Annotated in this window: 16 protein-coding genes and 1 tRNA gene; 6 read left to right on the top strand and 11 right to left on the bottom strand. The window is 63.6% G+C overall.

What is annotated here, in order from left to right; all coding sequences use genetic code 11:
- The first annotated feature begins 12 nt into the window (after positions 1-12).
- Positions 13-1,038 carry an extracellular solute-binding protein gene (locus BG457_RS00635; RefSeq protein ID WP_071795114.1) on the top strand — a complete coding sequence of 342 codons (1,026 nt, stop codon included), beginning with the start codon at positions 13-15 and terminating at the stop codon, positions 1,036-1,038.
- An 81-nt stretch (positions 1,039-1,119) separates the two neighbouring features.
- Here BG457_RS00635 and BG457_RS00630 read toward each other — a convergent pair whose 3' ends face one another.
- Positions 1,120-2,079, bottom strand: a complete 960-nt coding sequence (locus tag BG457_RS00630) for a LysR family transcriptional regulator (RefSeq protein ID WP_071795005.1) — start codon at positions 2,077-2,079, stop codon at positions 1,120-1,122.
- Between the two features lie 141 nt (positions 2,080-2,220).
- On the opposite strand from BG457_RS00630, the gene BG457_RS00625 reads away from it, so the two are divergent.
- From BG457_RS00625 to BG457_RS00615, 3 genes are all read left to right on the top strand, one after another.
- Positions 2,221-2,628, top strand: coding sequence for a hypothetical protein (locus tag BG457_RS00625; protein ID WP_139257484.1), 408 nt, complete (start codon positions 2,221-2,223; stop codon positions 2,626-2,628).
- A gap of 45 nt (positions 2,629-2,673) precedes the next feature.
- Positions 2,674-3,420, top strand: coding sequence for an SDR family oxidoreductase (locus BG457_RS00620; RefSeq protein ID WP_071795003.1), 747 nt, complete (start codon positions 2,674-2,676; stop codon positions 3,418-3,420).
- Positions 3,421-3,563: 143 nt separating this feature from the next.
- Complete coding sequence (locus BG457_RS00615) at positions 3,564-3,929, top strand: Fur family transcriptional regulator (protein ID WP_425434895.1); 366 nt, start codon at positions 3,564-3,566, stop codon at positions 3,927-3,929.
- A gap of 81 nt (positions 3,930-4,010) precedes the next feature.
- On the opposite strand, the gene BG457_RS00610 is transcribed toward BG457_RS00615, so the two are convergent.
- The 6 genes from BG457_RS00610 to BG457_RS00585 form a co-directional block, all read right to left on the bottom strand.
- A tRNA-Asp gene (locus BG457_RS00610) sits at positions 4,011-4,087 on the bottom strand.
- A gap of 79 nt (positions 4,088-4,166) precedes the next feature.
- A complete protein-coding gene (gene pssA, locus BG457_RS00605; RefSeq protein ID WP_071795001.1) occupies positions 4,167-4,901 on the bottom strand; it encodes a CDP-diacylglycerol--serine O-phosphatidyltransferase in 735 nt (244 codons plus the stop codon).
- 1 nt (position 4,902) lies between these two features.
- Positions 4,903-5,604, bottom strand: a complete 702-nt coding sequence (locus BG457_RS00600) for a phosphatidylserine decarboxylase (RefSeq protein ID WP_071795000.1) — start codon at positions 5,602-5,604, stop codon at positions 4,903-4,905.
- A gap of 16 nt (positions 5,605-5,620) precedes the next feature.
- The gene (tgt, locus tag BG457_RS00595) at positions 5,621-6,745 is read right to left on the bottom strand and encodes a tRNA guanosine(34) transglycosylase Tgt (protein WP_071794999.1); all 1,125 of its coding nucleotides are present in this window, start codon (positions 6,743-6,745) and stop codon (positions 5,621-5,623) included.
- Positions 6,746-6,828: 83 nt separating this feature from the next.
- Positions 6,829-7,428 (bottom strand): Smr/MutS family protein, encoded by a 600-nt coding sequence (locus BG457_RS00590; protein ID WP_071794998.1) that lies wholly within the window; start codon positions 7,426-7,428, stop codon positions 6,829-6,831.
- Complete coding sequence (locus BG457_RS00585; protein ID WP_071794997.1) at positions 7,425-8,093, bottom strand: Tim44/TimA family putative adaptor protein; 669 nt, start codon at positions 8,091-8,093, stop codon at positions 7,425-7,427. The genes BG457_RS00590 and BG457_RS00585 overlap by 4 nt, the downstream gene beginning before the upstream one ends.
- Before the next feature lie 107 nt (positions 8,094-8,200).
- On the opposite strand from BG457_RS00585, the gene BG457_RS00580 reads away from it, so the two are divergent.
- Both BG457_RS00580 and secB read left to right on the top strand, forming a co-directional pair.
- A complete protein-coding gene (locus BG457_RS00580; protein WP_071795113.1) occupies positions 8,201-8,647 on the top strand; it encodes an FxsA family protein in 447 nt (148 codons plus the stop codon).
- Positions 8,648-8,712: 65 nt separating this feature from the next.
- On the top strand, positions 8,713-9,234 hold the full coding sequence (gene secB, locus BG457_RS00575; protein ID WP_071794996.1) for a protein-export chaperone SecB: 522 nt from the start codon (positions 8,713-8,715) through the stop codon (positions 9,232-9,234).
- A 34-nt stretch (positions 9,235-9,268) separates the two neighbouring features.
- Here the strand turns inward: secB and dnaQ are convergent, their stop codons facing one another.
- From dnaQ to BG457_RS00555, 4 genes are read right to left on the bottom strand one after another with little or no spacing between them, the layout of a single operon-like run.
- On the bottom strand, positions 9,269-9,997 hold the full coding sequence (gene dnaQ, locus BG457_RS00570) for a DNA polymerase III subunit epsilon (RefSeq protein ID WP_071794995.1): 729 nt from the start codon (positions 9,995-9,997) through the stop codon (positions 9,269-9,271).
- Complete coding sequence (gene coaE / locus BG457_RS00565) at positions 9,997-10,575, bottom strand: dephospho-CoA kinase (RefSeq protein ID WP_071794994.1); 579 nt, start codon at positions 10,573-10,575, stop codon at positions 9,997-9,999. Before coaE ends, dnaQ begins: the two co-directional genes overlap by 1 nt.
- On the bottom strand, positions 10,572-11,390 hold the full coding sequence (locus tag BG457_RS00560) for a shikimate dehydrogenase (RefSeq protein ID WP_071794993.1): 819 nt from the start codon (positions 11,388-11,390) through the stop codon (positions 10,572-10,574). Before BG457_RS00560 ends, coaE begins: the two co-directional genes overlap by 4 nt.
- Complete coding sequence (locus tag BG457_RS00555; RefSeq protein WP_071794992.1) at positions 11,387-11,980, bottom strand: Maf family protein; 594 nt, start codon at positions 11,978-11,980, stop codon at positions 11,387-11,389. Before BG457_RS00555 ends, BG457_RS00560 begins: the two co-directional genes overlap by 4 nt.
- Between the last annotated feature and the right edge of the window lie 301 nt (positions 11,981-12,281).

The raw sequence follows: 12,281 nt of genomic DNA, 5'->3' as shown, positions 1-12,281 counted from the left end.
GGAGATCTGCCGATGACCAGAACCGCCATCCTTGCCGCGCTGAGCGCCTGCCTTGCCCTGCCTGCCCATGCCGAAGGGCGGCTGAACATCTTCAATTTCGGCCTCTACACCCCGCCGGAACTGCTGGAGCAATTCTCTGCCGAAACCGGGGTCGAGGTCACGCTGACCGAATTCGCCGCCAATGAGGAAGCCATCGCGCGCATACAGGCGGGCGGGCATGGGCTGGATGTGGTGGTGGTCAGCGCCTATTACATCCCGGTCTATCTGGAACAGGGTCTGCTGCTGGAAAGCCGCCCCGACCAGATGGCGAATTTCGCCAATGTCGCGCCGGGTTTCAGATCGGTCACGGGCGATCCTGATCGGCATTACACCGCGCCCTGGGTTTGGGGCACCACCGGGGTCATGGTGAATACCGCGCGCTATTCCGGCGACATCAATACTGCAGCGATCTTCCTCGACCCGCCCGACGAACTGCGCGGGCAGGTCAATCTGGTGCCGCAGATGAATGACACTATCGACATGACGCTGCGTTATCTCGGGGCCGAAACCTGCACCTCGGACCGCGAGGCGCTGCGCGAGGCCCGCGATCTGCTGCTGGTGGCCAAACCGCATTGGGCCTCGGTCGATTATCCCTCGTTTGAAAAGTTCGTGAACGAGGATCTGAACGCATCAATCTTCTGGAGCGGCGCTGCCGGACGCATCAGGGAAGCGAATCCGGGCTTTGCCTATGGCTGGCCCGCCACCGGCTATATGCAATGGACCGACAATGCCGCGATTCTGGCGGATGCGACGAATGTCGAGAATGCGCGCCTGTTCCTCGATTACATCATGGCACCGGAAAACGCGGCGCTGATCTCGAATTACACCCGCTACGGCAATGCCATCACCGGATCCGAGGCCTTCATGGACCCAGGCTTGCTGGACTCCCCGGAACTGACCATCCCCGCAGAACTGGTCGGGGCCGCGATTGACCAGCGGCTCTGCCCGCCCGAAGTGCAGGAACTCTACAGCCGGATCTGGACCGAGGTGATGCGCTGAGCCGCACCGCGTGCGAGGAAAAGCGCGGGACAGGAAACCCCTTCAGGGATCAATAAAGGGGCGCATAGCGGGATGCGCCCCTCAGCCTGTCTCACCCGCGCCGCTGCGCATGCAGAGCGGTGCAAGGATCTCGCGGATCCTGCCGCGCAGCCACAGATGCGCGGGCGCGTTGTTGTGTCGGCTATGCCAGATCATGCACAGCAGCGGCGGCGGCACCACGAAAGGCGGGACATAGACCGCAATCCCGCTTCCCGGCGCCCGATGCTCGGCAAGAACACGCGGAAAAAGCGCGATCATGTCGCTCGCCGCCACGACCTGAAGCACCCCCTCGAAGACCGGCACTGACATCACCACGCGGCGCGAAAATCCCTTGCGGGCCAGCGCCGCATCGCCGAGGCCGTGAAACCGTCCATCGGGCGAGCACAGCACATGATCGAGCGCGCAGAACAGATCCATCGGAATCACATCGCCCGGCGTGACACCTGCCGCTGTCAGCATCGGATGCCCCTCGCGCGCAATGACCGCGAACTCCGCACGAAACAGGGGCTCTTGCGCAATCCAGCCCGGAAAGTTCTGATCTGGCAGCAAAGCAATGTCGATATTCTGGCGTTCAAGCGCCTCGACATAATGATCCGGCACCAGATCCACCAGTTGCAGCCGCACTCCGGGCGCCTCCTGCTGCACGCGCGCGCCCAGTTGCGGCATCAGCATGGTGGCGAAGAAATCGGTCCCGGACAATTTGAAATCCAGCCGCGCCTCGCGCGGGTCAAATTCGCCCGGACCGGCCAGAACATTTTCAAGCCCGTCCAGAACCGACCGCAGCGGCACTTCCAGCCCGGCCGCGAAACTGGTCGGCACCAGCCCCTGCCCCTGACGGACAAAAAGCGGATCTCCCAGCGCATGACGCAGCCGCCCCAGCGCCGCCGAAACCGCTGGCTGGGACATCCCCAGTTGCCGCCCCGCCCCAACTGTAGATCCCTCGCTCAGAAGGGCGTCAAGCACGCGCAAAAGGTTCAGATCAAACCTACCAAAATTTGTCATGCAAATAGCTTATATCACATCAATCGATTTATCAAATGATCTGCTTTCGCGTATGATATCTGCGAGGGTCCGATCGAGCAGCGCAGAACCGCCAAGAAACTGATCACAAAAGTTTTTCGGATCAAAAGGGAGGAAAAACCGATGAGCTTGAAATCCATAGCACTCGCCACCGCCTGTTTGGGAATTGCCCTGCCCGCTGCCGCAGATGGTCTGTCGCATCTGCCCCTGCTGACAGATATCGCGCCCAACGCCGTCGCCATCAGCCCGCATGTCCCGCATATGGGCGCGCATTGGGCCGAACCCGCCAATCTGCCGCTGGGGCCGATATATTGCGAAATCGAGGGGCATGTCGTCTGCGTCGAATACATGTTCCTCGCCAGCCAGCTTTCCTCGGGCGCGGACTGGACCAGCCTGCTGCCCGGAATGCAGACCCCGCCAATCACCCGGATCGACATGGAGTACAAACCTGACGGCGTCGGGCCGTTTCAGGAGCCGCTCTATCAGCTCCATCTCTACTTTGCCGAAAGCGACGTGCTGGCAGGGCACTGAGCCGGTAGCACCCGCGCCGCGCTCGGGCAATCAGGGAGAGTTGGGATGCGTGATCTCACGGGTCGCCGCGCACTGTTCGTCGGCGGCAGTTCCGGCATGGGCTTCGCGGCTGCGAGGCTCTTTCACGGCCTTGGTGCCACTGTCATCCTTGCCGGGCGCTCTGCCGCCCGGCTGGAGCGTGCACGGCAGACACTCGGCAATAGCCCTGCCGTCACGTCGCTCGCGCTCGACATGACCGATCTCGATCAGGTGGATCGGGCGCTCTTGCAGCTGCCTGCGGGCGGCATTGATCATCTGGTAATCAGCGCGGCCAGCGTTACCCACGGCCCGTTTGCAACCCAGCCGGTGACAGAGTTGCGCATGATGTTCGATGCGAAATTCTGGGGCGCCTATGGCCTTGCCCGCGCCGCACTTCCCAGCCTTCGTGACGGCGGGTCGATCACCCTCTTCTCGGGCGTCCTGAGCCGCCGCCCCGGCATCAACTGCGCCGCGCTTGGGGCCGCCTGCGCCGCCATCGAGGCGCTGACCCGCGGGCTGGCGCTGGAACTGGGACCGCGCCTGCGCGTGAACTGCATCGCGCCGGGCATGGTCCGGACCGAGCTGCACGACCGCGCCCCCCCGGAACGGCGCGAAGCGATGTTCCAGAGTACGGGAAACTCCTTGCCCGTCAAACGAATCGGACAGCCCGAAGAAATCGCCGAAGCCGTGCTTCTTGCCGCCACCTGCGGCTATATGACCGGCCATGTGCTTGATGTGGATGGCGGTCACATGGTGCGCCAATACGCGACCTGAAGGCGCGCTTAGGCCCGCCCCTGCCCCCTGCCCTGTCGAAATCGGGTTTTGCGCGCCGCGTATCGTGCTAAAAAGGCGCAGCAAGACATGGGGACAGTGTGAGCAAATCCATTCTCGACAGGCTGGAAGCGCAGGGCGTGCGCATGACAGACCAGCGCCGGACCATCGCGCGTGTGATCGAGGCCGCCGAGGATCACCCCGATGTCGAGGAACTCCATGCCCGCGCCAATGCGCTCGATGCGCGAATCTCGCTCGCAACCGTCTATCGCACGGTCAAGCTGCTGCAAGAGGCCGGCATTCTGGAGCGACTCGAATTCGGCGATGGCCGCGCACGGTTCGAAGACAGCGACCGCGCCCATCACGACCATCTGATTGATATTGATACCGGCGAGGTCATCGAGTTCTGCGACCCCGAGATCGAAGCCTTGCAGGAAAAGATCGCGCGGCGTCTGGGCTACCGGCTCGAAGGGCACCGGCTGGAGCTTCTGGGCCGCAAGCTCAGATCGTAAGCCCGCCACCCGTGACCCGCTGACATCCCGCAATGGCCCGGAAAAGCAAAACCCCCGCCGGTCTGGCAGGGGTTTTGATAATGGCGCGGTTGACGGGGCTCGAACCCGCGACCCCCGGCGTGACAGGCCGGTACTCTAACCAACTGAGCTACAACCGCGCGGTAGGGGCGATCTACGCAATCCCATTTCCCCCGTCAAGCAGAAAGCGAAAAGAAATCTGCATCGCCGCGGGAAAACCTACCGCGCCGAAACACTCCGCCTGTGCCGCAGCGCCAGCGCCAGAAGCACGCCCAGATAAATCAGATCCGCGATCACCAGCGTCAGCCAGGTCCGCACGAACAGAAAGCCCACAAACCCGCTCATCGCGATCAAAAGCCAGATCGCATTCTCGCGCGCGATCCGCACCGCCTTGAGCGATGGCGTCGGCAGGCGCGAGACCATCAACAGCCCCACCCCGGCAAGATACAGCGCCACCAGAACCGGGGCGCGCGACGGATCGACCAGCCCCGACAGGCCCAGAAACACCGGCAGAAGCCCGAGCATCGCCCCCGCAGGCGCAGGCACACCGACGAAATGCCGCATCGGCGCCCCCTCGGGGGTTGCGCGCGAGATATTGAACCGCGCCAGCCGCAGACAGGCGCAGACCGCGAAGATCAGGACGAAAATCCAGCCCACACCGGCGAAAGGCCCGGCCAGCGCATAGCCAAAGACCAGAATGCCGGGCGCCACGCCGAAGCTTACGAAATCGGCGAAACTGTCCAGCTCGGCCCCGAAGGAACTGGCCGCATTCAGCTTGCGCGCCAGCATCCCGTCGAACCCGTCCATCACCGCCGCCAGAATGATCAGCGCCGCCGCCAGTTCGAATCGCCCGTCAAAGGTGAAGCGGATCGCGCTCAGCCCCGCGCACATGCCCAGGATCGTCACCAGATTGGGCACCAATTGCAAAAGCGGCAGGCGGTCGCGGGTCGGCATCTCAGCGCGCCTCGGCCATCCGGCGCGGCTCGCGGCTCTCCAGATCCGCAATCACCGTTTCCGCCGAAACCATGGTCTGGCCCAGCGCCACCAGCGGCTCCACCCCCTCGGGCAGATAGACATCCACGCGGCTGCCGAAGCGGATCATCCCGAAGCGCTCCCCGGTCTGCAGCACTGACCCTTCCTCGACTTCGCACAGGATCCGCCGCGCCACCAGCCCGGCGATCTGCACCACTGCGATCTTGCGCCCATCCGCCATCTCGATGGCCAGAGAATTGCGCTCGTTATGCTCACTCGCCTTGTCCAGCGAGGCATTGAGAAATTTCCCCGGCCGATAGGCGATCTTGGTGATCCGCCCGCCGATGGGCGCGCGGTTCACATGGCAGTCGAACACATTCATGAAAACCGACACCCGCGTCAGCGCCTGATCGCCCATCTCCAGCTCGACCGGCGGCACGGCAGGTTCGATCAGCGAGACCACCCCATCCGCGGGGCTGACCAGCAGACCCTCGCGAAAGGGCGTCTGGCGCTCGGGATCGCGGAAGAAATAATAGCACCAGACCGTCAGCCCGACCCCGATCCAGCCCAGCGGTTGCCAGATCAGGAACAGTACAAAGGTGACAGCCGCAAAGATGCTGATGAACTTGTAGCCCTCCTTGTGGATCGGTTTCACCACGGTCGAGAGCATGTCGTCCTGCCTCATTCCAGTCTCCTTGTTCTCAGATCGGCTCGATATCGCCCTGCGCGCGCCGGGCGTGAAATTCTGCCACGAAAGCCGCCAATGTGCCTGCGCGGATCGCGTCGCGCAGCCCCTGCATCAGGCGCTGGTAATAGCGCAGATTATGCCAGGTCAACAGCATCGACCCGATGATCTCGTCACTCTTGATCACATGATGCAGATAGGCGCGGCTATAGTCGCGGCAAGCAGGACAATCGCACTCTTCCTCCAGCGGGCGCGGATCATCCTTGTGCCGCGCATTGCGCAGATTGACCGGCCCGCGCGCGGTCCAGCCCTGCCCGGTCCGCCCCGAACGCGAGGGCAGCACGCAGTCGAACATATCCACCCCACGCTCGACCGCGCCCACAATATCGTCGGGCTTGCCCACGCCCATCAGATAGCGCGGCTTGTCCTCGGGCAACTGCCCCGGCGCATAATCCAGCACGCCCAGCATCGCCTCCTGCCCCTCGCCCACGGCAAGGCCGCCAATGGCATAGCCGTCAAAGCCGATCCCGCGCAGCGCCTTGGCCGATTGCTCGCGCAAATCGGGCTCCAGCCCGCCCTGCTGGATGCCGAAAAGCGCATGTCCGGGCCGGTCGCCGAACGCATCGCGCGAGCGCTGCGCCCAGCGCATCGACAATTCCATCGAGGCGGCAATCGTGGCCCGATCCGCAGGCAGGGCCGGGCATTCATCGAAACACATCACGATGTCGGACCCCAGCAGACGCTGAATCTCCATCGACCGTTCCGGCGTCAGCAGGTGCTTGGACCCGTCAATATGGCTGGCAAAGCGCACCCCCTCCTCGGTCAGCTTGCGCAAACTGGCCAGCGACATGACCTGAAACCCCCCCGAATCCGTCAGGATCGGCCGGTCCCAGTTCATGAACCGGTGCAGGCCTCCGAGGGCTGCAATCCGCTCGGCGGTGGGACGCAGCATCAGATGATAGGTATTGCCCAGAAGAATATCGGCGCCCGTCGCGCGCACCGATCCGGGCAGCATGGCCTTCACCGTCGCCGCCGTGCCCACAGGCATGAAGGCAGGCGTGCGGATTTCCCCACGCGGGGTCGAGATCACGCCTGCGCGTGCACGCCCGTCGCGGGCCGATATGTCAAACTGGAATTTCATCAGCGCCCCATGCCTGAAATCCCATGCAAAGCCAAGCCCACAGAACAGCCGCGCGACCGTAGGGTGCGTGCTGAGCACGCACCCTACCCCCGCGCCCGGCGCAGATACACATAATACGCCCCCGCGCCCCCATGCTTTATATGCGCCTCACGGATTTCCAGCACCACCGGCCCCAGCGGCGCCATGCGCAGCCATTGCGGCACATCATGCTTCAACGCCCCTTGCCTGCGCGGGATCGGCCCGTCATCCGCAACCGTCTTGCCCTTGCCGGTGATCACCAGCACCAGCCGCAACCCCGCTGCATGCGCGCGCAGGATAAAGCCGTTCAGCGCCCCATGCGCCTGCGCCAGTGTCATCCCATGCAGGTCGATCCGCGCTTCCGGGTCCAGCTTGCCCCGGCTCAGGCGCTGGAACCGGCGCTTGTCCATCTGCACCGGCACCTGCGCCAATGCCTCGGACAAAGGCTGCGCCAGATCATGCCGGACAGATCCCTTGCCCCCCTCGGGCCGCAACACCAGCGGCGCGCGGCCAGGCGGCGGCACCATTGCGGGCTTCGGCGGTGCCGGGGTGGCCGCCGCAACGGGCAGCGCCAGCGGCGCGGATTTCAAAGGCCGCGCGGTCTGCACCACGCGGCCCCATAACTCCCGGTCCTCGGGCGACAGATCCCGTCGCTTGCGGCTCATTCGCCCGTGGCCACCAGCTTCCAGTTCGGGCTCTCCGACCCCATATCCCGCGCAAAGGTCCAGACATCCTTCTGCCGCTTCACGACATTCGGATCGCCGTCAACCACTTCACCACTATCCGCCTTGCGCACCACCGAGGTCAGCTCGCCGACGAATTTCACCGTGATCTCGCCCTCGCGCGTCTCGGCATCGAATGTCGCCTCGACAAGCTCCAGCTCGCGCAGACCCACAAAGGTCGCATCCACCCGCAGCCCTTCGCGCTCGCGGAGTTGCACGACCTCATCAAAACTGTTGAACACATCGCGCGACAGGAAGGGCAGGATCGAATCCATATCCGAGGATTCAAACGCCATCAGAATCATCTCATAGGCCCCGCGCGCGCCCTGCAGGAACTCGCCCACGCTGAAATCAGGATCCACCGCCTTCATCCGCGCCAGCGCCTTGGCCGAGTCCGAGCCTTCGGGCACATGATCGGTGATATCCGTATCCGGCCCGCCCTCGATCACCTCGAACCGCCGTTTCGCGACCTGATCAGTCCCGCCCTCCTGCCGCGGCAGGGGGGTCTGTTCGAAACCGTCACGCGATCCCAGAACAGCGCGCAGGCGCAGAATCAGAAAAACGGCTATGCCGGCAAGTATCAGAAGCTGGATCACGGCTGGTTCCATTGTTTCCTCGGCCCGGGGTTGGTAGGACGGGTCTCGTGCCTATGTAAGGTGGGATGCAGGGCAAGTCCACCTTACCTGACCTGATGTTCTGCGATAAGGGCGAAGATATGTGGCTTTTACTTGGCATTCTGGCAGTTCCCGTCATCGAAATCGCGCTTTTCGTGCAGATCGGCGGTCATTTTGGCGTGATCGGCACGCTTGCCTGGGTCTTTGCCACATCGGCGCTTGGGCTGGTGCTGATGCGGCTGGAACCACAGCGCAACGCGCAGGATCTGCGCGCAGCACTTGAACGCGATGCCAGCCCCGCAAGCCCGATGGCCCATTCCGCGCTGCGCATGATCGGGGCCATTCTCATCTTCATCCCCGGCTTCTTCACCGATGCGCTGGGGCTTTTGCTGCTGATCCCGCCCCTGCGCCACCTGCTGCTGGCGCGGGTGCTGATCTCGATCAGAACCCGCCACAGCCGCAGCGAGACCACCATCATCGAGGGCGAGTATGAACATACACCCCCGGCTGAACAGCCGCGCATCGAGCGCCCGGAAAACCGGGATTGAGCCAGACAGCCCCCGCTGATACAAGCGCGGCCAGATCTATTTGACCAAACCATCAGGAGCAGGACATGACCGAAACCCAAGCGCCCGGCAATGGCGCCCAGCCCGCAGCAACCCCGCCCAAGGTGAACATGCGTATCCTCGCGCAATATATGCGCGATCTGTCCTTCGAGAATGTCGCCGCGCAAAAGAAGCTTCAGGGCAGCAATGTCCAGCCCGATATTCAGGTTCAGGTCAGCCTCGACGCGAACAAGCGCGAGGGCGAGAACCAGTATGATGTCGCCACCAAATTCAAGATCACCTCGAAGAACAAGAGCGACGATCAGGTGCTCTTCATCGTCGAGCTGGATTATGTCGGACTGTTCCTGATCGAGGGCGTCCCGCAGGAACAGTTGCATCCTTTCCTGCTGATCGAATGCCCGCGCATGATCTTCCCCTTCGCGCGCCGCATCATTTCCGATGTGACCCGCGATGGCGGCTTCCCGCCGCTGAATCTCGACACAGTGGATTTTCTGGCGCTCTACAAGCAGGAATTGCAGCGGCAGGCCGCGCTGCAGGCCCAGCAGGGACAAGCGCCCGCCCCGAACTGATCCGATGAAAGCCCCCGCCACCGGGGGCTTTTTCTCACGCGTATTTCTTCCAGATCGCCCCTTCGCCCAGTTTCGCGACAAAGCTCGCATGCGCCTCGGCCTCGGCCTCGGTCACGCGCGGGGGCAGGGGTCTTGGGCGTTTGGGCAAGGGCAGGGCGGCCCGGCCCGATCCGGCATCATGCTGCGCCGCGGTCGAAAGCGCGAAATCCGGCTGTTGCCCGCCCAGAAGCTCCAGATAGACCTCGGCCAGTATCTCGCTGTCCAGCAACGCCCCGTGCAGCGTGCGCGACGAATTGTCGATCCCGAAACGGCGGCACAGCGCATCGAGCGAGGCCGGAGAGCCTGGAAATTTCTTGCGCGCAATCGCCAGCGTATCGACCGCGCGCCCCCATTCCAGTTCCGCAAGCCCCATCCACCGCAATTCGGCATTCAGGAATTTCATGTCGAAGGCGGCGTTATGGATCACCAGCTTCGCGTCGCCGACAAAATCGACGAACTCCCGCCCGACATCCTTGAACACCGGCTTGTCGCGCAGCGTGATCTCGCCGGGCTTGGCCGCCCGCGGCGGCTGCAACAGATCCGGCCCGATCCCATGCACGCCAAAGGCCCCGTCCGGCATGTCGCGTTCGGGGTTGATATATTGGTGATAGGTCCGTCCGGTCGGCATATGGTTGATCAGTTCCAGCGCCCCGATTTCCACAATCCGGTCGCCCTGATCCGGCTCGAACCCCGTGGTCTCCGTATCCAGAACAATCTCACGCATCACTTTGCCCCCAGAAGTTCCACCAGATTTCGCACATCCCGCCGCGTGCTGTCCATATCCAGTGTCTCGATCACGAAATCCGCGCGGGCGCGTTTCTCCGCATCCGGCATCTGCCGCGCAAGGATCGCCTCATATTGCGCCGCCGTCATCCCCGGTCGGGCCAGCACGCGGGCGCGCTGCACCTCCGGCGGGGCGGTGACCACCAGCACCCCGTCCACATCGGCGCCGACCTCGAACAGCAGCGGGATATCCAGTACCACCAGCGGCGCCTGCGCGCCCGCGACAAATGCCGCGCGATCCTCGGCGACCAGCGGATGCACCACCGCTTCCAGCTTCGCGAGTGCCTCTTTATCCTGCGCGATCCAGTCTTTCAACGCGCCGCGGTCAATCGTGCCATCCACAATCGCCGCAGGGCAGAGCGCCCCCACCGGCCCCACAGCGGCCCCACCCGGCGCATAGAGCCGGTGCACCGCCGCATCCGCATCCCAGACCGGCACGCCAAATTCGCGGAAGAACCCGGCGGTCGTGCTTTTCCCCATCCCGATCGAGCCGGTCAGCCCCAGCCGATAGGGCCTCATCCCAGCACCGCTGCGCGCAAGCTGTCTGTCACTTCGGGCCGCCTGCCGAACCAGCGCTCGAACCCCGGAACCGCCTGATGCAGCAGCATTCCCAGCCCATCGACCGCCTGCAACCCGCGCGCCCGTGCATCGCACAAAAGCGGCGTGTCCAGCGGCGTATAGACGATATCCGTAACCAGCGCCCCCGCTGGCAACCCGTCCAGCGGCATCTCAAGCGGGGCCTGCCCCTCCATCCCCAGCGCCGTCGTATTCACCAAGAGCCCCAGATCGCCCAGCCCCTCGGCCCGCTTCTCCCAATCCTGCACCGCGCAGCCGAATTCCGCTGCCAATTCCTCCGCCCGCGCCCGCGTGCGATTGGTCAGCCGGATCTCCGGCACCCCCGCATCCTGCAAGGCCACGATCACCGCCCGCGCCGCACCCCCCGCGCCCAGCACCAGTGCTGGCCCTGCATCGGCCCGCCAATCAGGCGCGCCCTGCCGCAGATTGGCCATGAATCCATACCCATCTGTATTATCGGCCAGAATCCGGCCATCCTTGAATGTCAGCGTATTCACCGCCCCGATCCGCGCGGCCATATCCGTGACCTCATCGGCCAGCGCCAGCACGGCTTCCTTATGCGGGATCGTGACATTCGCACCCACGAAACCCATGCGCGGCATCACCCGCAACACGCGCTCCAGATCCCAGGCCTCGACATGCAGCGGCACATAATGCCCCGCAATCCCGTAGTCCCGCAGCCATGTCCCATGCAGGCGCGGCGAGCGGCTATGCCCGACCGGCGCCCCGATCACCCCGGCAAGTGGTATTCTGCTCATCCCTCGATCTCCCCGCGCAAGCTCAGATAGTTCAGCAATTCCAACAGCGGCAGCCCAAGGATGGTGAAATAATCCCCCTGCACCTGCGCAAACAGCCGCACCCCTTCGCGCTCCAGCATATAGCCGCCCACCGATCCGCCGATCTCCGGCCAGTTCCGCCCCAGATAGCTTTCCAGATAGTCGTCTGAAAACTGCCGCATGGTCAGCCGCGCAACACCGACATGCCGCCAGACCGGCTCGCCGCCCTCATAGAGCACCGCCGCCGACAAAAGCTGATGAGTGCCACCGCGCAGGATCCGCAACTGGTCGCGCGCCGCTTGCAGGCTAGGGGGTTTCTCGAAAATCATGCCCTTATAGGCCAGCACCTGATCGCAGCCCAGCACGAGCTGCTCTGGCATCCGCCCGGCAACCTTGCGCGCCTTGGTCTCGGCCAGCGCATCGGCAATATCGCGCGGGCTGGCCTGTTCGGCCAGCAACGCATCGCGGATCGCCGCTTCATCCACCCGCGCGGGAACAGCCTCGACCCTCAGCCCGGCCTGTTCCAGCATCTCCCGACGGCTGGCGGATTGCGAGGCAAGGACAAGCACCATGTGGACAACCCTGTGTGAAAGCGGCAGGACAACCCAAGGGAAGCATTCCGGTTATCCCCTGACAGGCATGGTGCTGCCATGTTGCAGCCGCTTCCGCAAGCGTTCGGCACGAGAAAACCACAAGGGATGACTGCGTCCCCCCGGCTGTGCAAAACTCGGACAGGTCTCACGGATTAACGGTTTATTCACTTTTTGTTCCCATGTAACTATATGATAATTAGTTGTTTTTTATTCCTTCCAGAACACTCGGTAAAAAAACCGCCTGTGGATAACCCTGTGATCAGAAAAACTATCCCCATAT

It is taken from the genome of Natronohydrobacter thiooxidans (genome assembly GCF_001884735.1).
Taxonomy (GTDB): Bacteria; Pseudomonadota; Alphaproteobacteria; order Rhodobacterales; family Rhodobacteraceae; genus Roseinatronobacter; species Roseinatronobacter thiooxidans_A.
Note: the sequence above shows the minus strand (reverse complement) of the source record. Positions and strands in the feature narration are given on the sequence as shown.